Annotated in this window: 16 protein-coding genes; 6 read left to right on the forward strand and 10 right to left on the reverse strand. The window is 41.8% G+C overall.

Features of this window, described 5'->3' with window-relative positions; genetic code table 11:
• Window positions 1-15: 15 nt before the first annotated feature.
• From GWK08_RS09470 to GWK08_RS09485, 4 genes are all read right to left on the reverse strand, one after another.
• The gene (locus GWK08_RS09470) at window positions 16-264 is read right to left on the reverse strand and encodes a hexameric tyrosine-coordinated heme protein (RefSeq protein ID WP_163606744.1); all 249 of its coding nucleotides are present in this window, start codon (window positions 262-264) and stop codon (window positions 16-18) included.
• An 84-nt stretch (window positions 265-348) separates the two neighbouring features.
• Entirely contained in the window at window positions 349-882 is a 534-nt protein-coding gene (locus tag GWK08_RS09475; RefSeq protein WP_163606745.1) for a DUF5655 domain-containing protein, read from the reverse strand.
• Window positions 883-906: 24 nt separating this feature from the next.
• Entirely contained in the window at window positions 907-1,317 is a 411-nt protein-coding gene (locus GWK08_RS09480; RefSeq protein WP_163606746.1) for a DUF1761 domain-containing protein, read from the reverse strand.
• 73 nt (window positions 1,318-1,390) lie between these two features.
• Complete coding sequence (locus GWK08_RS09485; protein WP_239524896.1) at window positions 1,391-2,227, reverse strand: helix-turn-helix domain-containing protein; 837 nt, start codon at window positions 2,225-2,227, stop codon at window positions 1,391-1,393.
• A gap of 145 nt (window positions 2,228-2,372) precedes the next feature.
• On the opposite strand from GWK08_RS09485, the gene GWK08_RS09490 reads away from it, so the two are divergent.
• Window positions 2,373-3,530: a DUF819 family protein gene (locus GWK08_RS09490; protein ID WP_163606747.1), complete on the forward strand. Its 1,158-nt coding sequence runs from the start codon at window positions 2,373-2,375 to the stop codon at window positions 3,528-3,530.
• A 195-nt stretch (window positions 3,531-3,725) separates the two neighbouring features.
• On the forward strand, window positions 3,726-4,763 hold the full coding sequence (gene gshB / locus GWK08_RS09495) for a glutathione synthase (RefSeq protein WP_163606748.1): 1,038 nt from the start codon (window positions 3,726-3,728) through the stop codon (window positions 4,761-4,763).
• A 73-nt stretch (window positions 4,764-4,836) separates the two neighbouring features.
• Here the strand turns inward: gshB and GWK08_RS09500 are convergent, their stop codons facing one another.
• From GWK08_RS09500 to GWK08_RS09525, 6 genes are all read right to left on the reverse strand, one after another.
• Window positions 4,837-7,083: a TonB-dependent receptor gene (locus tag GWK08_RS09500; RefSeq protein ID WP_163606749.1), complete on the reverse strand. Its 2,247-nt coding sequence runs from the start codon at window positions 7,081-7,083 to the stop codon at window positions 4,837-4,839.
• Window positions 7,084-7,268: 185 nt separating this feature from the next.
• Window positions 7,269-7,730, reverse strand: coding sequence for a hypothetical protein (locus tag GWK08_RS09505; protein ID WP_163606750.1), 462 nt, complete (start codon window positions 7,728-7,730; stop codon window positions 7,269-7,271).
• Window positions 7,731-7,794: 64 nt separating this feature from the next.
• Window positions 7,795-11,940, reverse strand: a complete 4,146-nt coding sequence (locus GWK08_RS09510) for a non-ribosomal peptide synthetase (RefSeq protein WP_163606752.1) — start codon at window positions 11,938-11,940, stop codon at window positions 7,795-7,797.
• Window positions 11,937-12,197 carry an acyl carrier protein gene (locus GWK08_RS09515; protein ID WP_163606754.1) on the reverse strand — a complete coding sequence of 87 codons (261 nt, stop codon included), beginning with the start codon at window positions 12,195-12,197 and terminating at the stop codon, window positions 11,937-11,939. Before GWK08_RS09515 ends, GWK08_RS09510 begins: the two co-directional genes overlap by 4 nt.
• Window positions 12,190-13,761, reverse strand: coding sequence for an amino acid adenylation domain-containing protein (locus GWK08_RS09520; RefSeq protein ID WP_163606756.1), 1,572 nt, complete (start codon window positions 13,759-13,761; stop codon window positions 12,190-12,192). The genes GWK08_RS09515 and GWK08_RS09520 overlap by 8 nt, the downstream gene beginning before the upstream one ends.
• Before the next feature lies 1 nt (window position 13,762).
• Window positions 13,763-14,935, reverse strand: a complete 1,173-nt coding sequence (locus GWK08_RS09525) for an acyl-CoA dehydrogenase family protein (protein WP_163606758.1) — start codon at window positions 14,933-14,935, stop codon at window positions 13,763-13,765.
• Window positions 14,936-15,116: 181 nt separating this feature from the next.
• Here GWK08_RS09525 and GWK08_RS09530 point away from each other — a divergent pair, with 181 nt between their 5' ends.
• The 4 genes from GWK08_RS09530 (at window position 15,117) to GWK08_RS09545 (ending at window position 22,262) form a co-directional block, all read left to right on the forward strand.
• Window positions 15,117-16,724 carry a hypothetical protein gene (locus GWK08_RS09530; RefSeq protein WP_163606759.1) on the forward strand — a complete coding sequence of 536 codons (1,608 nt, stop codon included), beginning with the start codon at window positions 15,117-15,119 and terminating at the stop codon, window positions 16,722-16,724.
• Window positions 16,725-16,891: 167 nt separating this feature from the next.
• On the forward strand, window positions 16,892-17,971 hold the full coding sequence (locus tag GWK08_RS09535) for an ornithine cyclodeaminase family protein (RefSeq protein ID WP_163606761.1): 1,080 nt from the start codon (window positions 16,892-16,894) through the stop codon (window positions 17,969-17,971).
• A gap of 42 nt (window positions 17,972-18,013) precedes the next feature.
• Window positions 18,014-19,240 carry a HupE/UreJ family protein gene (locus GWK08_RS09540; protein WP_163606763.1) on the forward strand — a complete coding sequence of 409 codons (1,227 nt, stop codon included), beginning with the start codon at window positions 18,014-18,016 and terminating at the stop codon, window positions 19,238-19,240.
• Between the two features lie 91 nt (window positions 19,241-19,331).
• Window positions 19,332-22,262 (forward strand): non-ribosomal peptide synthetase, encoded by a 2,931-nt coding sequence (locus tag GWK08_RS09545; RefSeq protein WP_163606765.1) that lies wholly within the window; start codon window positions 19,332-19,334, stop codon window positions 22,260-22,262.
• Window positions 22,263-22,267: the final 5 nt, after the last annotated feature.

Below are 22,267 nucleotides of genomic sequence, written 5' to 3' on the forward strand. Positions count from 1 at the left end.
GTCAGGGCTTTTTTGTTATGAAGGTTTATTCCAGTAATTATTTGCTGCTGCGATGGTTTGAAATTCAATAGCCACTACTTTGCCTACATCCAGAAGCATAGAAGGATCTTCTGCATATACGGGCCTTAATTTTTCCCTGATCTTAGCATCAGATTGCGTTGCTTTTACTACCAGACGTGCCATTTTAATGGCTAATTCTCTCCCTTGCTCCGGTGTATCCGTGATCAGGGAATTATTCGGAATGAGTTTATATTCTTGAGACATATCAGATTATTTAATTGTTATCTCAAAAATATTCATCCTACGACTGATAAACAGTGACTTAAGTCACCACACCCCAAATTTTATTCAGCCTGCATCATTATAGGCTCTCCGGAGGTATTTCAACAGTTCATCATCTACTTCTTCCGCTCCAAAGATCTCTATTTTGTTGGAGCACATACTTCCAAAACTTCCGGAACCTTTAAGGCGCTCATCGGTTTCACTGTCATTGAGTTTTAACCCGAGATCGATCCTGGCCTTTGTACTGGGTTGTATGAGGGCAAATTGCCGCTTTCTCCTGACACTCACATTTGCTTTTTTAGGAACGATCTCTATATCACTGCCCAGTGTGTTTATTTTTTCGATTAGCAGGTCGTATACAGCTTTTAAATGTTCTTTCCCTTTAGTGTATTGAGCATTTACAAGGTCTTCCGGATTAAAAGAAGCGGCATCTGCTTCTCTTGATTTTAAGGAAACAAAATTTGCATAGCCATGTGTAAAACCGTGATCTGATTTCAGGAATTTAACGATCTCGCCGTGTTTCTCAATTTTTGAGGCCTTAACGACCTTGATCCATTCCTCAAGGGATTTTCCAGTTTTTTCTAAAAGTCCTTTTTCCATCGTTTGATATTTTAAATAAAGTAATTACCAGGCTCCGAGAATAATTCCCATCAACATAAGGGAGATCACACTATAGCCCGCATTAATATAGAATGCTTTAAAAGATTTCATCTCAAATAAATACTGTATCCCGGTAAAGGTGGCAACCCAACCCAGGCCTGCAAAGAAACCTGCCATCATTCCGAACATTAGATCTGCTTCATACCCTATGAACATATCCAGGATAAAAGCCGCAATAAATGCCAGAATAAGAGAAAGGCCAAATGTTTTAGGGATATTTCTTTTTTTAAGGTCGTCTTCGGTAAATCCGAATTCCTTCATCCAGGCTCTTCCGAAAAGCGGGCCATACCAGATACCTCCCAAAAGAAAAGATGATACGGCGGCTGCAAGAACTGATAACCAGTTGATATTTTCAAATGCTGATGCTAGATCCATAATTGTGCGTTTTAAAGATTAATAGCACAATAATAGCGTATTGGCAAAAGCGTGTATTGTAAAAAATTAACCTCTACTCCCTGTCCAGGGGGAAAAAGTTCTTTTCTTCATTGTTAAAGCCCGCATCGATAAACTCTTTGGGGTTAAAACCGGAAAAGTGACGGAAGTCTTTAATAAAATGCGCCTGATCTGAAAAACCACAATCCAGCGAAACCTGTGCCCATGAGATCTTCTCCTTTTCTTCTATTTGTTTCAGGATCTCATTAAACCTTAAAATACGGTGATAGTATTTAGGCGTCAGTCCCACATATAGTTTAAACATGTCTATCAGATGCTTTCTGGTATAGGGATACTCATCCATCAGGGCAGCTATATTGTTGGATACGGTTTGAGATCTTTGCTGAAGTTTATGTATAAAATCAAGCATATCTCCGGGAGGTTCTTTTTCCTTATCAAAGCGTTTGTTTAACCAATCTTCAGCCAGTCTAAATTTTTCCTCTTCGCTTTCGGAACGGACAAGGGCTTCCCTGAGTTCCAGGATCTCTTCTCCTAATAATTCCTCTGCATGGAAGATCTTTTCATTGATCTCATGAACAGGCAGGTGTAAAAACGGATATGCTCCCGATGCCTTGAACTGAATAACGAACATTTCCGATTTCTGATGGGCCGAAATGGAGATATAATTTTTGTGCATCCCGGAGATCCAGACCTTCCGGAATGTATTGTTAGGTTTTAGGGTATCATTGTCGAAAGTATTCCGTTCCATGCCATCCAGCTCGAAAATAATAAAGATATGCCCGGTAGGGATCACTCTTTCTATAGAATGGTCGGGCATGAAGTCCTTAAAGTAAATAAAGGTCTCAACAAAGTCTTTCAGGTAGTTGTCCGGACTGTGCATTCTGAAAATCATACAGGTATCAATTAATTTACAGCAATCTAATATTTTTTCCGGAGTTTAGGTCTTTTCTCTTATGTTAATGTTCAGGTCTGAAGTCTCTCTTGTCAATTTTATTGCTAAATTGAAAGCTCTTAAGTAAAATAACTCGTTCATTTCTATGGAATTCACTACCAATGCAATTTACCTGATTGCCGTTCTCGCTTTTGTCCTTTTTGTTTCTGAGTGGTTAGTAAAAAAACCTTTTTTCAATAAGTTCGGGATCGCCCTTATGGTGATCATCTTAACTGCGGTCCTTGCCAATGTAGGCCTGGTCCCCACTACTTCTAACCCTGTATACGATGGTATATTCAGTTATGTAGCCCCAGGAGCACTTTTCCTCCTGCTGCTGGATGTCAACCTTTCTCAGCTCAAAAAAGTAGGCTTCCCTATCCTTTTTGCCTTTATCTTAGGGAGTTTAGGGACCGTTCTGGGTGTTTTAGCAGCTACACTTATCGTAAAGGACAACAGTTATTTTGACGGGGTGTATAATGCCCTTGCAGGTATGATAGCCGGAACTTATACCGGAGGTAGTATTAATTTTAATGCAGTGGCCCTGCATTATAAAGTTGTGGAGAAAGGAGTTATTTATACTAATGCCGTTGCTGTGGATAATGTGATCACAACCGTATGGTTCTTCCTTACGATCGCTATTCCCGTAGCCTTCCAAAAGATCATGCCGCGATCTGTATCAAATAATGGTTCGGAAACTGTTCAGGATGATGGAAAACCACCTGTTGATGAGCAGGAAACCCTCAATTTAAAATCGCTGTCACTACTTATCGGAATAAGTTGTTTTGCTATGTTTATTTCAGATGCTGCAGCTGGCTTTTTTCAGGAACAGGGGATTGTTATTCCTTCTATCCTGATCCTGACAACCATTGCTTTGATCGCTGCTCAGGTTCCCGCTATTTCTAAATTAAAAGGGAATATGTTATTGGGGAGTTGGGCTGTATATCTCTTTCTTGCCGTGGTAGGAGCCTATTGCGATTTTGCTGCTTTGGGGCAGTCCGGAGCTTTATCAGTTGCTTTACTGATCTTTGTTTCGGTTACCGTGCTTATACACGGTCTGTTTACTTACGGAGCCGGATTTTTTACCAAGTACGACTGGCAGCTTATTTCGGTAGCCTCCCAGGCAAATATCGGAGGGGGTACCACTGCCCTGGCGCTGGCCAAGAATTTTAACAGGAACGAACTCATATTGCCATCCATTATTATCGGGTCTATAGGAAATGCCCTGGGTACTTATATAGGTTTTCTGGTGGCAGGGTACATATAACCCCTTGTTTTTCAGCATGTTTATTAACAGTAAAATTGTTTAAGTTTTATTATTATACATTTCAAGAATATTTTTTACATTAGCGCACTTTTTACTAGGAGGTAAAATAAGGAATAGCGTATTTCCCCAGAATATCCCGATGGTAAAGCAGATTTAAATTTTTAATTATTGGAGGTTCCTCCTTATTGATTGAGTATGAATATTTGTTTTATTATGTATCCTTGGGAACGCGTAGATCCTAAGTTCGATTCAACCCTTAGAATTATTCACGAAGCATTTATCAGAGACCACAATGTCGGGATCATTACTCCCAGTGGATTGACTATTCGTGACAATGAGGTCTGTGGTTTTGTGAAGATGATATGTGAAATGGAAAAAATGCCTTCCAGCATTGAAAAATTCTATAAAAAAGTGATCTTCAAGGAAGAAATGTTACCCATGTCAGGTTTTGACGTGCTCTTTCTAAGATCAAATCCACCGGTAGACCCTACAATGCTTAACTTCCTCGATTCTCTAAAAGGAGATATCCTGATGATCAATGATATTGAAGGTATCAGAAAAGCAAATAACAAGCTTTATACGGCTTCAATGTTTGATAAGGAAACAGACATAATTCCGAGAACACATGTCTCCAAAAACAAAAACTATTTACAAAGAGTTATTCAGGAAAGTGATAGTGATAAAATGATCCTGAAGCCCCTGGATGGTTATGGAGGAAGTGGCGTAATTGTCCTGGAAAAGGAAGCATCCCAAAGTATTAATTCCTTACTGGATTTCTATATCAACACCGACAGGGAACAGAAATATGTTATCCTCCAGGAATATATTGAAGGGGCTCATGAAGGTGATGTTCGCATTCTTATGCTTAACGGAAAGCCAATCGGTGCTATGAAGAGGGTTCCGGCTTCAGGAGATCTGCGTTCAAATGTTCATGCGGGAGGAAGCGTTCTCAAGCATTCACTGAGTAAGGCAGAAAAAAGGATCTGTGAACTTGTAGGCCCTAAATTAGTGGCTGACGGACTTTATTTTGCCGGTTTGGATATCATTAACGGGAAACTCATAGAGATCAACGTACTTAGCCCCGGTGGAATTACAAGAATAAATAAACTCAACAGGACAAAACTTCAGCAACAAATTATCGATTTTACCGAGAACATTGTTCATGCAAAAGAGGCGGCCCTGAATCGTAAGCTGGCCAGTAGAATGGCTATCAGAAAAGCAAAATCACTATAATATTATTAACTCTTATTCAAAACAAAACCCCGGCCTATGGCCAGGGTTCTGCGGTTTTATTACCCCTGTCTATTTAGAAGCTCACGGAAAGCTTTAATCTTGCAGAGAAAGGAGTTCCGGGAGTAAAGGTGATCTCCTCTACCGCCTCAGGCTCGTTAAACAATCTGGTTTCTGTTGCAAATTGCGTTTCATTCCATTCGGTATCGAGTAAATTCTCAATGATCAGTCCGAAGGTCCAGTTGTTTGCAAAGTTGTAATTGAGGTTTAGATCGGTTACAAAATAACCTTCTGCTACGATCGAATTATCTTCATTGGCTGGTCTGTCCTTGATATAACGATAGTTAATTCCCCCGGAAAACTTCCCGAGGTCCTTAATACTCAATCCCCCTGAAGAGGTAAGGTCCGGTGCCAGCGGAATAAAATCCTGCCCGTCCGGTTCTTCAGTACTTCTGGCAAAAGCGTAGTTGATATCGCCATAAAGGAAAAGCCAGTCGTTAAGCTGGTATCTCAGACCAAGGTCAACTCCCAATCTTCTTGTTTTTCCACTTGGTTCTACAACGGCTTCATCTCCTACATAAACAAATTCCTGCTGAAGGTACAAGCCCCATAATGCAGTATTGATCACCAGTTTATCTATTGGTTTCAGGATAGCTCCAAGGTCGGCCCCGAAAGCTCCGGGAAGGGTTTCCTCACCGGTATTGGCAGTAACCACCCTGGCATCATTGGAGTGAAAACCAACTCCTGCCTTGGCAAACAATTGTACATTGTCTGATGCCGCATAGATCGCATTGAATTTCGGGCTGATGAAAAAATCATCCTCGCTCCTGTTATCGCGCGTAGGGCTGAGAAGGTTCTCGAAATCGAACTTAAAATAATCGATCCTTAATCCCGGGATCAATGTCCATTTTCCTCTTTTGTACGTTCCGTCAATAAAGGCATAGGCATTTACTTCATCTACATTCCCCAGGGAAAGCCTGCTCAGGGTGTTTATCCTGTTAGAAGTACGCGAAAGCTCCACTTCATTAACATCGTCATATCTGAATCCGATCCCTGCCTTGTATTTAAAGGAAGCATCGTTATTCAGATGATCAAAGGAATAGCTGTATGCCGTTTCCGCTCCGATAATGGTACGATCTTCCCTCTGACGGATCTGATCTCCGTTAACCGGATCTACCAGGAAGAAGGTGAAATTGGAATACAACTCAAAGTCGTATTTCGAAATATAGGCCTTGGTCTTGATAAAGGAATTCTCATTTAATTGCTTGGAGTGGTTTACCAATAAATTAGACCGGCTGGTATTTCCTCCTTCGGTATCATCTATGGCACCAAATCTGCTGATCAATCCCTGATCTACCGCCCTTTGAGGGATCTGTCCCGAGGCATCCCATTTACTCTGAAAGTGAGATGCAGTTAGCGTAAGCTCCTCATTCGCGGAAGCTCTGTAATTGTAGCGACCGAAAATATTAAAGCGGTTAAAATTCTGGGGAGACTCAAAAACCCCATCTGTTAAAACCAGTTCCGTAGCCACATAAGCACTGCTTTTTTCTTCATCGAGCACTTTGAGTAAGCCGACGGTACGGAAAGTATCGAATTGTCCGACTTCTACGGACAATAAATTGTTATCGATCGCTTTTTTAAGACTGAGATCCACATAACCAGCCGTATTGAAGTTTCCTTTATCGGCATAATAAGGGCCTTTCCCAAAATCGAGGTTACCTATGGTTTCAGGGATCACAAAATGCAGATCGGCATATCCCTGTCCGTGAGCATGGGATACGAGGTTAACCGGAAGACCATCTACATTGATGGTAATATCGGTTCCGTGATCGATATCAAATCCTCTTAAAAAGATCTGCTCGGCTTTTCCTCCACCTGCATGCTGTCCTATAATAAGCCCGGGGACCTTTCTAAGGATCTCCTGGGTAGATTTAATAGGACTGACCTTTACATCTACATTTACAATGCTGCTCAGCGCATTTATTTTAGAAACCAGAACTACCTGATCCAGCGATAGTGCAGATTCCTTAAGGGTGACAGTTATGGTACTGTCCAGTTGATCTTCTTTGACGATCATTTCCTTGGTCTCAAAACCAAGAATATGGAAGTTTATCACATCGTTCACAGAAATATTGTTCAACACAAAATTCCCGGAAGCATTGGAATATGAATAATCTCCCGTGTTTTTATTGTACACACCAACATTTTCTATAGGGCTGTTGTTCTCATCAACTATAGTCCCGTTCAGGTGGTGTACATCCGTATTATTTGCGTTCAGCCTTCCCAGAAAAACCAGGAATGCCAAACATAGTATCTTTTTCATTTTGGTATATATTGAAAATCCGTAATGTATTGCATATCCCATTGTATCTTTCAGACAGGCAAATATTCTCCTGTACCGAAATAATTCTTAATCCGGAATATGCAGGCTAAACATTAAACTCGGGGAATACAAACCCATGAAGCATGGCAGAACACCAGCTTAAATACAGTATATCAGTATTTTAATCAAAGGTTTGTAAAAGACGGATTTTCGGGAGGCGGAAAGATCTCCTCCAGATAGGCTTCCGGAGGGCTTTGTGCCATATGAACAGAAATATGTTTTTGCAGATCTTCATAAAAAACGTTGAAGATCAATGAATTATTAACTATATGTTTATCCGGTTTGAATTCCGGGATCGTCTGATCGCCTTTAGAATTTTCATCCGCAGATAAAGAGCTGAAAAAAGTCAGGAAGGAATGAGAATGATCACCTTCAAAGGATTCCGCACTATGTGCCAAGCGTTCCCTGGGATCCATAAAAGCATGGGAATGCGATTCCTGGAATTCGCCATAAGACACCAGGGCATGATCCAAAGTATGCATAAAACCTGCCAGCTGTACCTGAAAAGGGCTCATCAGGTAACAGAAGGATAAAAAACCTACCAGGTATTTTATCAGAACTGATCTTATGTTACTTCTTTTTTCCATTTATATTTCCTGGCTCCTACGCTTTGAAAAAACTTACGTAAAAAGCGCTTACAGGGTTTTGTTTTTACAGTAATTCCATAATTGTATTTTCTATATGCTTTGAGAATTCGGCAATGGTCGGGTATTCAAAAACCGTATTCAATGCAAAATCCATTTCAAAAGCCTCATTCATCCTTGCCGTAACACGGATAGCGGCCAGAGAGTGCCCTCCCAAAGCAATAAAATCGTCGTGTATGCCCACTTTATCCATTTTCAGCACTTCTGCCCATATCTCTGCCATGATCTCCTCTATTTCCGTTTGAGGGGCTACATAAGGCGTATCCATACTTAGTTGAGCATCATTCAGATCCTGAAGAGCCATCCTGTCTATCTTACCGTTAGGGGTAAGTGGCAGGGCTTCCATATGTTTAAAATGAACCGGGATCATGTATCCTGGCAGGCTTTTACCCAGTTCCTGCCTTAACTCTGAAGAACTGCGTTTTTCATCTCCTGTATAATAAGCAATCAGTTTATTGGAATCGGAGCTGCTTTCCTCAGGCAATTTATATCCTATCTCTTCCATTATGCGGAAGACTTCCTTTTCTTCTATTGGCTCATCTATTTCATCCAGGGCTTCTTCCCTGGTCTTGTGCCCCATTCTTACATCCCAGCTATACGGAAAGGCGTAATTACTATACCCCATTTCTTTTTTGTGCACATAGATCCCCACCTGATTGATCAGGCAATTGGTAGATCTGCCCGTATCGGTCGGGCGTACCCAGGATATCTTTTCCTTAAGATAGCGGAGCATTTCTTCCAGGCTAACATCGTTATATCTGTAAAAATCCAGGAATTGAACTTTTTCAAACACATTATCATTCTCAAACATACTCACATCCAGTAGCTTGCAAACAGCATCTTCTTCCCGGTGATATATTTTCCTGGCTTCCAGGATAGTGTTATCGATCTCTCTGATGTCTACATCTTCATCCCAGAATAACTCTTCCGTAAGACGGGTTTCGAAGAATTGCCCCCTGGAAAGTCCTGTAACTATATAAGGGATCTTTTTCTCCAGGGCGATCCTGGTACTCAAGGTATAGATGGTTTTAAAACATCCGTTACAGACATTCTTATGCCGGTGCAGACTGTCTACAAATATTTCATTCATAGCAGGGGTGTCTCCATAGATATGATCTACTCCCAGCTGGGTAACCACCCTGTCTATATTGGCTTTTGCCTGGTCTGAAATATAACCGTTGTCCAGTGTAAATGCCAGTACCCTAAGCCCCATATCCATCAGCTTTGCCAATACGTATGTACTGTCTTTACCGCCACTCAACAGGGTAAGGCAATCGTATTCCGGATTGTTCTCTGTGGAAGTTGTGAGGATCTCTTTAAGTTCTTTCGGATCTTTGAAATACTTTTTGGTTTTTTCCTCATAACCTTTAAAAGTGGTGCACAAATGACAAACCCCTTCCTCGTTAAAATCTACCGAAGGGAAATTAGAAGGCAGGCCGCATTCGGTACAGTTCTTAACTTCCTCGTCTGCTCCCTTCTTCTTATCTATCATCACTACCACACTTTCATCAATATTTTCCAGTTCGGAAATATTGGCTTCTATTTCTGCCAGTTCTATTCGAATACCTCCCAGCTTTACCTGTTCATCTTTTCGTCCCAGGTAGTGGAGATTTCCTTTTCCATCACTTCTGGCCAGGTCTCCGGTAACATATAATCTTTCTCCGGGTAGCTGAGGGTGTTCAATAAATCTTTCCCTGCTAAGTTCCGGCCTGTTGGCATATCCGTTGGCAAGGCCGCTTCCTCCCAAATACAATTCTCCGATCACTCCCTGTGGTACAGGCTGAAGGTATTCATCCAGGATCAGTGCCTGCATTCCGGGGATAGCCTTCCCGATAGGAACAGAAGCTTCTTCCTTGTCCTTTTCCGGATCAAAGTTGTGTACTACACAGCCAACGGTAGCTTCGGTAGGCCCGTATTCATTGTAGATCCTGATCTTATTATCAAAAGCTTCGGCAATAGTTGCCGCCAGGCTTGTTTTAAAGTCTTCTCCTCCGACGATCATCGTTCTGATACCGGAATCACTGAATTTAGTACCTGCTATCAGGCTAAGATGAGACGGGGTTAGTTTTATACTGTTTACCTGATTGTCTTCAAGGACATTCAGTAATGACATATCCGGTCCGCTAACGGCCTCTCCGTAGATCAGCAGTTTTCCCCCGCTTATGAGGGGTAAAAAAGTGGAGGTTACCGTAAGATCAAAACCGATGGAAGTAAACAAAGGAAAATTAAAGGCTTCCCCTGTATGATAATACTCTGCAGCCCAGTTTATATAGGAATCGAGGGCCTTATGAGAGATCATTACTCCTTTGGGTTTCCCGGTAGATCCGGAGGTATATATAGTATAGGCCAATGCTTCCGGGTCTGCTTCAAGCTTCAGGTTTTCCGTTCCTTCTTTAAGGATCTTCTCTTGTTCTTTATCTAAACACAACAGAGGAACCTCCCGTTCATTTAACTTATCCGCAAGTTCTGAATGGCTTATAAGAACAGATGCATTTGATTCTTCCAGGATAAAGTCAATCCGTTTTAAAGGATAGTCCGAAGGGATGGGAACATAATTTCCGCCTGCCTTCAGAATGGCCAGAAGACTTATGATATAGTCCGGGCTTCGCCTCAGATATACCGCTATGGTCTTACCATCATCAGCTCCCTGATCTTTCAGGTATCGGGCCAGTTGATTTGATCTGTTGTTTAATTCTTCAAATGTTATGCTTTCTCCCTTAAAGACCAGAGCTGTCCTGTCCGGATAAGCAGCTGCATTTTCTTCAAAGCGCTCGATAAGGGGTTTTATTTTATTTTCAGTTTTAATGTCTTCAGTAAAATACGAGCTTATCTCTTTATCAGTCAGGAGTACCGGTTTGCTAAGCGGGGTTTCCATATCTGCGATAAAAGCGTCCAGTAATTGCAGGAAATGACCCGGTACGGCCTGTATCTGATCTTTATTAAAAACATCTTTATTAAGATCGAACTGCAGTTCAATAATACCGGAAGCATCCATATCCTGAACATGGCACCGGAGGTGGTGCATCGGATCGCAATGCGAAGGATGTATCCACTCAGAATTCATCGGATAGCCGTTAAAATCGGAAAAACTTGCATTAATATAATTCAGTACTACATTAAAACTCCTCCCGGTCTCTGCCGAAGAGCATCCGGGTTGGGCATGTCTTAAATAATCATTGGTTTCGGTCTTTATCTTCTGAAGAAGGCTCAAAAAGGAGTCATTATCTTCAATCCCGGCAATCAACGGATACAACTCAATAAAGACACCAGGAGTTTGCTTAAACTTTTTGGTAGGCCTGTTGTGTGACGGGGTTCCTATGGCTAAGGTCTTTTGCCCACTCACCCTGTACAGGAATGCAAATAAGGTAGTTGTAAAAACCGTAAACAAGGAGAGATCCTGTGTCCAGGAGCGTACTTCAGGCTGTGCGATGAGTGTCTTTAATTTTTCAGTCCTTTCCTTTCCGAGAGAAACAGAAACCCTGTCCGTACGGGAGGTTTTAACTGTTTTGTTATTACCGTACAGTTTAGGCTCCGATCTCAATACTTTGATCTTCTCCTTCCAGTATGCTATGTTTTCTGTGTTCTTCTCCTCCTGCCCTGTTTCAAAGCGGATATAATCTTCAAAGCTAAACACTTCTGCCGCTCTATCCTCCTCATTTCCTTCAAGAAAAGAAGTATACAATTTATTCATTGCTTCATATAGAATTGTGGAAGAAGTAGCATCGGTGACCAGGTGATGCAGGTTAAGGAACCAGATAAAGCGTTCTTCTCCTGCTTTGATCAATACCGAATCGAACAGGGGCCTGTCCAGGTCAAATATCTGTTCACTTCTTTCCTGTAACCACTGTCTGATACTTTGTTCATCCTTTCCGCTAAAATCCATCAGGGGTAGCTCAAAGGGAACTTCGGCAAGTATATATTGACCCGGTAAGCCGTTTTCTTCCCGGAAAACAGTTCTCAAAGCATCACAACTCACAATCAGTTCCGCAAATGCCTTCTGAAAAATATCCGTATTTATCCTTCCCTCTATATCAAAAGAATGTGCCATATTGTAGAAGGGAGCATCGGGATACAATTTTTGCCCGGCCCACATCAGCAACTGGCTTTGTGTAAGCGGTAAAAGCTTTTCCTTATTTATAGTCTCAGGTTTCATTTTACAGTTGCAGTATTATTTTGAATCCTGGTCTCCAGGTAATTCGAAATACATTCAACAGTCATAAAATTCTCTATGGTCATATCTTCCGGCGGAATCTTAAGCTGAAATTCATTTTCAATAAATAAAACCAGTTTCATCATTCCCAATGAATCCACCAATCCGCTTCCTAACAGGTCATCATCAGCATTAATGGCAACATCTTCACTTCCGCCAATTAATTCTCCGCTGATGTAATTGATCAAAATTCTATTCATAGCGTTTTTCTGTAATCGTTTCTTTTAGTTTTATCCGGTCAATCTTGCCGGAAGAGGTCCTCGGGAACTCTTCAAATACATATATATTAGTTGGGATAGCATAAGCAGGAAGATGATCCTCACAGTAGACCCTTATGGCCGTGCTATCGTATTTTTTTTCGTTATCGGTCAGGGCCACAGCTGTGATCTCCTTTCCATCGTTATCTGATTCTGTTGTAAATGCTGCCGAAGCCTCGATATTTTCATGAGCATTCAGAAGGGCTTCGATCTCATCCAGCTCTACCCTGTACCCTCTTATCTTTACCTGTCTGTCATTTCTGCCGGCAAACATCAACTCTCCTTTTTCATTCTTTCTTACCATATCCCCGGTTTTAAAATAGACAGATTCAAAACCTTCGGTAGTTTTTTCTCTGAACAGGGATCTTTCCGTCAACTCCGGATTGTTCCAATAGCCCAGCATCATAGTTTCGCTTCGTATAGCCAGTACACCTGTTTCTCCTTTTTTAACTTCCTTATCATTTGCATCCAGGATCCTGGCTTCCGTATTATTCCATATTTCTCCGATGGGTATCTCTTCATTGATCGACGGTGGGTTTTCCAGGTGATAGAATGTACACTGATTAACCTCGGCCGGGCCATAAACGTTGCTAAAACGGGCATGTGGCCACATTTTCATCAATGCAAGCAGGTATTTGGAAATAAAGACCTCCCCTCCAAACAATACCCAGCGCAGAGAACTCAGATCTCTTTTTTCGAGTACTCCTCTCTGCAATAACTGTATTAAAGCCAGAGGTACGGAATACCAGACACTTATTTTTTCTTTTTCCATCAATTGAGAAAGACTGGCCGGTAATTTTATATGAGCATCCGAAACAATAATGGTAGAAGCACCTGCCAAGGGTGCCGAGAAATACGCGAAAGTCGATATATCAAAATGCAGGGGTGCATGACTTCCCACTACATCCTTCTCATTTAAGTCGTAAAGTTCTGCAGATAGTTTTGCATAAGCCAGGCCACTATTATGAGTGTGCATAATACCCTTCGGAGCTCCCGTAGATCCGGAAGTATACATAATATACGCCAGGTCTTTCCCGAGGATCTCCGGTCTTTTAAAAGGAGTTCTATCCCTGAATACATCTTCCCAGGAAAAAGTGCGAACAGCCATTTCCTGCTTAAGCCCGATAACAGAAACCAATCCCGTTTCTTCGGAAAGCAGGTTTATCAAAGCTCTGGATTGTCCAGGAATGCTAATCAGATGGCGAATATCACAATCTTTTAAAAGAAAACGCGTCCTCGCAGCCGGAGCAGCCGGATCAAGCGGAACATAAACCGCTCCTGATCCCATTATACCGTATACGGCAATTGCTGTTTCCAGGCAACGATTCATATAAATACCTACCCTATCCCCTTTCCTGACCCCCTGACGGAGAAGGAATGCAGATAGCTGAGCTGCTTTTTCGTTGAGTTCGGAATAGCTTAAAGATCCCGTAACAAAGCTATAAGCTGTCTTTTCGGGATACAGCTTAGCAGATCTTTCTAATATTTGAGGTAAATTATATATCATTTTATTTTTTTGACAGGGCACTGTCGGCATACATGAGTTCGGAAATAATATTTCTTTGGATATCGGAAGTTCCGGCATAGATCACTCCGCCAACGGAATCCCGAAGATTTCGTTCGATTTCAAAATCGGTCAAATAGCCACTTCCCCCCATATTCCTTATAGCATCCAGACTGGAAGCCACAAAGCTTTCGCTGAGCTGCAACTTTAACATAGCTGCTTCGAGCATAGCCGATTTTCCCTGACTCTTTAACCAGGCTACCTTATAAAGTAAAAGCCTGGAAGTTTCCAGACGTAATTTCATATCAGCAATGCGATTGGACACCGACTGGAATTCACTGATGGACTTACCGAACTGCTTTCTGTTCCTTACAAATTCGACACTCTTCTCCAATTGATACTCCATTGCCCCCAACTGAGAGGCCAGGATACCACAACGGTCGTATTCGAGAGAATGAGTAGTTATACTCCATCCCGCTCCTTCCTTTCCAAGGCGGTTTTCTTCGGGAACAAAGCAATCTTCAAAATAAAGATCTCCCAGGGGAACGGTTCTCATTCCCATTTTGGCCTGATTTTCTCCCTGTCTAAAACCTTTGGTCCCTTTTTCTACAATAAAGCCCGTTACGCCCCATTTTCCCATTTTGGGATTTACATTGGCAAATATTAATGCTATATCGGCTTCAGGTCCTAAGGTGATCAGACGTTTGCTTCCGTTAATAATATATCCCCCGTCTACTTTCTTTGCATGGGTTTTCATGCTGAAAATATCGGAGCCGGCTTCGGGTTCGGTCAGGGCATGACAGGCTATTGCCTTCCCGCTCACCATTGCCTTTAAGTATTTTTCTTTTTGATATTCGGTTCCGAACTGTAAAAGTGGTAGCTGTACAGTCCATATTTGCGCGCTAAGTCCCAGTGATAACCCATTATCCCTGCAGGCGTAGCCTAATCCTTCCATTGCCAGAGTAGCGGTCAGGATATCTACCTCTTTAAAGGCTCCTCCCAGTTCGGAAGGTGCTGCCAGGCCCTGAATTCCGAATTCAGCACACTTTTCCCAGTTGTCACGGGAAAAGGCCAGGTCTCTGTCTCGCTCTACCAGGTCGTTGTTTAAGTTCTCTTTGGCAAAATCTATGACCTTGTCCCTATAGTCCAGTTGTTCTTTTGTCCAGGAAAAATCCAAAACATCTATATATTTAGTTAGTATTCAATTTTTTAAATTAACTTCATCTGCCCAAAGAAGCAAAGATTTACGATGCTTCACCACTTTATATCGATTAAGTTTCGATTACTTTTACGTAATTTGTTATGGAATGGTTTTATAATTCGTTAAAATTTCAACTATCGGATCCTTTTTCAGCACATTGACTTCCCTCAAAAAACAATGGTTTCACCAATGGAATGCGGAGGGAACCGGACGTTGGAGCGGATTTATACGTTCCTCTGTTCGTTTTTTCTCTTTGATCGTCATTTACTTTTTGCTGAAAACCCTGTTTTTCAGATTGGCTACACTTTCCTTTGAAGCTTATGAAGAACCATCTATTTACGCAGGAATACTGTATAAAATATGGAATAATTACATTCTGTTAGGAGCGGTACTTTTAACGCTGGTTGTTCTGAACAAGCACCTTCTGTTAAAATGGGAAGATCTGGACAAAGGGAGTTTACTGCGTAAATTTCTTTTGTTCATTGCAGCTATTCTGACCTGGCGATATACTTTTTATGATTACAACTATTTCTTCGATCAGAGTCATTTAACAGATCGCCTGTTACTTCTGGTGTTTTTCGGCATGGTGTATTGGCGACCGGTCTTTTTAATTCCTTTTGTAATTGCCGTACTGGCTATGATCGGTCAGTTTGAAGTACTCATGGGTTTCTCCCTGGCAGATCCCCTGTTCCTCCTGCAGTTATTACTACTATTCCTTGCCTTTTTCTTTTTCCGGATCCTCACCGGCTACTTTAGTTTTACCGCTTTTCTGTATCTGGCCGGTTGTATCCTTGCGAGCAACTACTTTTTTTCAGGACTGGGAAAATTCAATCCGGAATGGATCCTGAACAATCAGATAAAATATTTACTTCCGGCCACCTATTCAAACGGCTGGCTTGCCGGTTTAAACAGAGATACCATAAATAATCTGGCAGAAAGCCTGGGCTGGTTTAATCTGCCATTAAAAATATTTACACTCGCTGTAGAGTGCGGACTTATTCTTTTTTTCCTAAGGTTAAAACTCAGCAGGTACCTTCTTATGGGGTTGATTATGCTTCACCTGGGGATCTTTGTTTTTACCGGAATACTTTTTTGGAAGTGGATGCTTATACATCTGTTTTTCCTCCTTTTCCTCCTAAAAAAGGAAATCTTCGAAGGAAGCCCATATTTCAAACCTCTGTATTTTATGCTTTCCGTATTCCTGATCCTTACTGCCTATGTGTGGAACAGGCCGGTAAAATTGGTATGGCATGATGTTCCTATGAGTTATACACATCGGTTTGAAGCGGAGACAGAAAGTGGAAAAGTATATGAACTGGGGCCGGATTTCTTTTCTCCTTATGATTATCAGTTTACATTAAGCAATTTTAATTATCTGAACAGATCCCCAAGACTGGGCATCGTATGGGGTGCCACCGGTGATCCTGAGGTAAGCGGCTTTTTTAATACATCCAGGTCTGTTGAGGAGATCCTTGAATTTGAAAAAGAACACGGCTACTCAATCTATAATGAAAAGCAAAAAGAAGCCTTTGTAGACTTTGTAAGGGACTTCACATCTCACAGGAATCAGAAAAACACAAACACATCTTATCTGAGTTTCTTAAAAGCTCCCGATCTTTTATGGACCTTTTCCGGGGATCCTTCCTCCCAACCTGAGGATAAGATCAGTTTTATACGTGTTGTTCAGATAACCACCTATTATTCCGAAGAAAAGGGCTATCAGGAGATCCGGAGAGAGCTGGTTCTGGAAATAACAATTTCCTGATTTTCAAATAAAAAAAACACCAATAATGCATTTCCTCGTAATAAACATGAAGGACATAGTCTTTTTATCTTCTTCTTTCGGTTTTTTCCTAAATTAAATGTTAAAATTTTTAAAAAAACCAAACCCACCCCCTGCTATTTACGTAAGAAGAGAAAACTAAAACCAACATGGTGTCACAAAATAACAAAACCTTGGTTCTAACCGCTATTGATGTACAAACCGTTGTTGAGCGATACGGATTAGACAAGTTGATGGATACGTTGATAGCCGAGCTTAATCAGGCAATAGCCGACTTTACACCCGAAAGAATTGACATTCCGGCCAGGTCTGGTTTCCACTACGATCATCCCTATTCCGGGCTAGTAGAATGGATGCCTGTACATTCCAAAGAAAAAGAAGTTGTGATCAAAGTTGTGGGGTATCATCCTAAGAACCCTGTAGAATTTGATTTACCGACCATTCTCTCCACCATTTCTTCTTACGATACGACCACCGGTCATTTAAAAGGAGTTGTGGACGGGGTATTATTAACCGCACTTCGTACGGGAGCTGCATCTGCAGTTGCCAGCCGCCTTCTGGCCGATGGTGATAGTTCCACATTGGGGCTTATCGGTTGCGGAGCCCAGGCTGTAACACAGTTGCACGGGCTCTCGAGGGTTTTCGATATTCAAAAAGTATTTATATACGATAGTGATGAGGAAGCAATGAACTCTCTTCCGCAGAGATGTGAGATGCTGGGGCTGAATGTAGAGTTCATTCAGGCCGATATGCAGACCATTCTTACCAAATCCGATATCGTATGTACGGCTACTTCAATAGATACAGGAGCCGGGCCTTTGTTCAGTAAACTGGAAGTAAATCCCAAACTACACATAAATGCAGTAGGTTCTGATTTTCCGGGGAAGATAGAATTACCCCTGGAACTTCTGGAATCCAGCCTGGTATGTCCTGATTTCAGGGAGCAAGCCATTATTGAAGGCGAATGCCAGCAGATGAAGACCAGTGATATCGGACCTGAGCTGGTTGAAGTAGTTCAGGATCCATCCAAATATAATTACGCAAAAGACAACTTAAGTGTATTCGATTCTACCGGATGGGCTCTCGAAGACCAGGTGGTTATGAATCTGTTCTTAAGACTGGCAAAACAATTAGGAATAGGGAATGAACTTGAGATGGAAAGTATCCTGGAGGATGCCAAGAATCCTTATCATTTCCTTTTAAAAGAAGTTCCTGCCGAATTAAAATAGGAGTTAAATACCGGAGATAATCTGAAAAAATAATCAATCACAATGAAAAAAAGAATATTCAAATTACTTCTGATCCTTTTTCTGATGCTTCCTTCTTTAGGATCTGCACACGTATCGGAACAAAGTTATATTTTCCTCAGAGTGTATGAGAAAGACGGAATTGAAGGTCGTTTTGAGGTCCAGACAAGAGACCTGAACAAGGTTTTCGGATGGGGGCTTAAGACCAACGGAACAAGCCCGGACGACCTGGAACCTTATATTTCACAGATCAAAGCTTACTTCCTTAAGAATTCTGCATTCAGCTCTGCTTTAGGGCCTCACAAGGTAGTACTGGGCGATGTTTCCATACTTCCGACCAACCTGGGAGATTTTGTTCAGCTGCACTTCAAACTTGAAGGTATCAGCAGTCTTCCGGATGCTCTGGATGTTACCTATAGCGCCGTATTTGACAAAGCGCCGAAACACAGAGGCTATCTTGTTGTTGAATACAACTGGAAAGCAGGAGTTATCAATAACGAAGCTATTATTTCCCTTGATTTCAAACCCGGAAAAACCACTTCCACGCTTTCACTTACGGAAGCTTCGGTAACCAAAGGTTTTATCGCCATGATAAAACAAGGAGTCTGGCATATCTGGATCGGACTGGATCATATTCTTTTCCTTCTGGCCCTGATCCTTCCTTCGGTTGTACGCAGAGTGAGGGAAGCCAACGAGTCTGTAGGGAAATGGGCTCCTGTAGAGCGATTCAAACCGGCATTTATTTATATCATCAAGGTGATCACTTTTTTCACCATTGCACATACCATCACCCTGAGCCTTGCAGCTCTTCAGATCGTGAATTTACCCTCCAGGCTTGTAGAGTCTGTTATTGCACTGTCTATAGGACTGGCAGCTTACCATAATATCAGGCCTATTTTTAAAGGCAGAGATTGGGTAATTGCTTTTGTTTTCGGGTTGTTTCACGGATTTGGTTTTGCCAGTGTTCTCGGCGACCTTGGGCTTAAGAATGAGTTCCTCACCCTTTCCCTTCTCGGTTTTAATATCGGAGTGGAGATCGGTCAGGTAGCTATTATATTCCTGATCTTCCCGGTGCTTTACCTGATCAGGAAATTCAGGACTTACCCAAGGATCCTGTCCTATGGTTCGGTCCTCCTTATTTTTATCTCCCTCTACTGGGTGGTAGAAAGAGTGTTTGACGTAAACCTGGGTGTAGAAGATTCCATAAGATCCCTGCTTTACCGGGCAGCGGTATTCCTGGGTCTCAGATAAAAGACAGGACAAAACCCATAAGATGGTTTTTTCGTAAATTATATATGTAATCCGAAAGGATTATCCGAACAATAAATTGCAACTAAAGATCGTGAAAAAAGAAGAAGGGTCTCATATAGAAAAAAGTTCATTGTTAGCCCGATGGAAAAACAGGAGCAAAAAACCTGAAACCAAAGGAATAAGCAAGGTTGCCGATGGAGTTTCCATCCCCTTGTCTTACGGGCAGCAACGACTGTGGTTCCTTCAGCAGTTATTTCCTAAAAACCCCTTTTACAATTATACGGAGTTATACAGATTAAAGGGGAAGCTAAATGAGGAAGCGCTTCTCAACAGCCTGAAATTGGTATATGAGCAGCACGATATCTTAAGATCCAATTATCGTCTTGAGTCAGGAAAGACACATATTGTCATAAACCCGGATACCGATCTGGATATTTCCAGATACGACAAAAGTAATCTGAGTCCGGACGAAGCCGAAGAAGCTGCTATGCAGATCGCGCTGAAGGATTCTCAGACCGTTTTCAAATTATCGGAAGGCTCCTTGTTAAAGGCCAGCCTGATAAAATTAACAGAGGACGATCATATCCTTATTCTGAGCATGCACCATATCATTACTGATAAATGGTCTATGGGAGTACTGAGGCATCAGCTGAGCACCTATTACAGGGCATTTTGTAACGGAGATCATCCTCAATCGGTAAAAACGGAAATACAATACAGGGATTACGCCTACTGGCAACGAAAGAAGGGAGTAGATCAGCCACAGCTGGATTATTGGAAATCAAAACTTGCAGGAGATATCCCATTCCTGAATTTACCGACCGATTTTCAGCGGAAGATCAAACCCAGTTTTGAAGGTTCTTTTCACGAACAACACTATTCGAAGGAGTTTTCCGGAGAATTACTTGAACTATGTAAAAAAATAGATGCCACTCCATATGTGGTTATGCTAAGTGTTTTTTATACACTTTTATTCAGATATACGGAACAGGAAGACCTGCTTATAGGAACCCCTATTTCCAGCAGAGACCAGGTGGCTCTGGAAGATCTGATAGGTTTTTTTAACGATACCGTGGTCCTAAGAACAAAACTGTCTCATAATATCAGTTTTTTAGACCTGGTAAAATCGGTAAAGCAAACTACCCTGGAAGCTTTTTCCAATAAAGATGTTCCTTTCGATATCCTGGTGAAGGAATTGAACCCGGAAAGGTCGCTGAGCATAAATCCGTTCTTTCAGACCATGTTCCTGTATCATTCGGTTCCTGAAGCCGAATCGTTCGGAGAGGAGCTGGAACTTTCCCATTCTCCTTTAGACGGCGGGGTTTCCAAGTTCGATCTTACCCTTTATATCTCGGAAAACAAAGGAGTATTATCATCGATTTTCGAATATTCGACCGATCTTTTCGAAAGCTCTACCATTAGTTTGATGCACGAGCATTTCAAATTACTGCTGGAAGGCATTTTAAAAGATACAAACGGACCGATATCCGGGATTCCCATGTTATCGGAAAAAGAAAAAGAGTTATACACTACTTCCCTTGATGGGGTATTTGCAAAAAACAAAGGAATTCATCACTATATAGAAGAACAGGCGAAAAAGCATCCGCAGAAAACGGCTTTGGTTTTCGGGGATAAGGAAATCAGCTATGAGGAACTCAACAAAAAAGCTGATACAATTGCTTTTTCCCTGATGAAGAAAGGTGTCAAGAGAAAAGATATTATCGGTTTATGTATTGAGCGATCCGCAGAAATGGTCCTCGGGCTATTGGGAATATTAAAGGCAGGAGCCGCTTATCTACCAGTAGATCCGGCTTATCCCTCAGAGCGTATTGACTATATACTGAACGATGCCAAGGCTTATATCCTGCTTACACAGGATAGTTTACTTTCCTCTCTGGAGAGTTCTCATATACAAACTTTCAGCATTGAAGAATGTGTCGATAATAAAAAAGCAAATAAGAAAGAATTACCGCAGACAAAGGATACGGATCCGGCTTATGTTATTTATACTTCCGGGAGTACCGGAAAGCCCAAAGGAGTACCTGTCAGTCATAGAAACATTGTAAATTCTACACTTTCAAGGACCGGTTTCTACGGTAGTGATCCGGAGAGTTTCCTGCTTATGTCATCGATTTCCTTTGACAGTTCCAAAGCAGGCTTATTCTGGACCTTATGCAGCGGAGGGTGTTTGGTCATTTCCGAAGACCGTATGGAACAAGATACGGACCGCATTGCAGAAGTTATCAGCAAACATAAGGTAAGTCATACCCTGATGCTTCCCTCTCTCTATTCTACCATTCTCAGTTACGGAGATCCTGAACGGCTTTCCTCGCTGACCACAGTAATGGTTGCGGGAGAATCCTGCCCGGCTTCTTTGGTGAGCGAGCATTTTGAGCGCTTACCGCAAACCGCACTTTATAACGAATACGGACCGACGGAAGCGACAGTTTGGTGTATTGCGCATCGCATTCGGGAAAAAGATGCAAAAACAAGTATCCCGATCGGAAAAGCAGTGGCTAATGCCGAGATCTATATATTGAATGAACTGCTGGAAAGAGTTCCCTACGGAGCCGTGGGAGAACTGTATATCGGTGGTATCGGCCTGGCAAAGGGCTATCTTCATAAACCGGAACTAAGCTCTCAGGTATTTATTCCCAATCCGTTTGAAGCTTCCTCATCTGAGAGGATCTACAAAACAGGAGACCTGGTAAGGTATAACAGTGAAGGCAATATTGAATTCCTGGGAAGAAAGGATCAGCAGGTAAAAGTAAGAGGTTATAGAATAGAACTCGATGAGATCGAGCAGCATATCCTTCGCTTTGAATCAGTTGAACAAGCCATCGTATTGATCGAAAACAACAGGAAAATGCCCGATCCGGAAAAACTCGGAGAGCATACTACCGAGGATCTGGTGGCTATCCTGCAAAAATATTTAACAGAAGAAGAAATAAATGATGTCCTCGGGGCTTATGAGAATCTGGATGCAGAAGAAAAGATTGCCGTATTGGACCGTTTAAGTTGAAATAA

Source organism: Leptobacterium flavescens (assembly GCF_010671605.1).
GTDB classification, from domain to species: Bacteria; Bacteroidota; Bacteroidia; order Flavobacteriales; family Flavobacteriaceae; genus Leptobacterium; species Leptobacterium flavescens.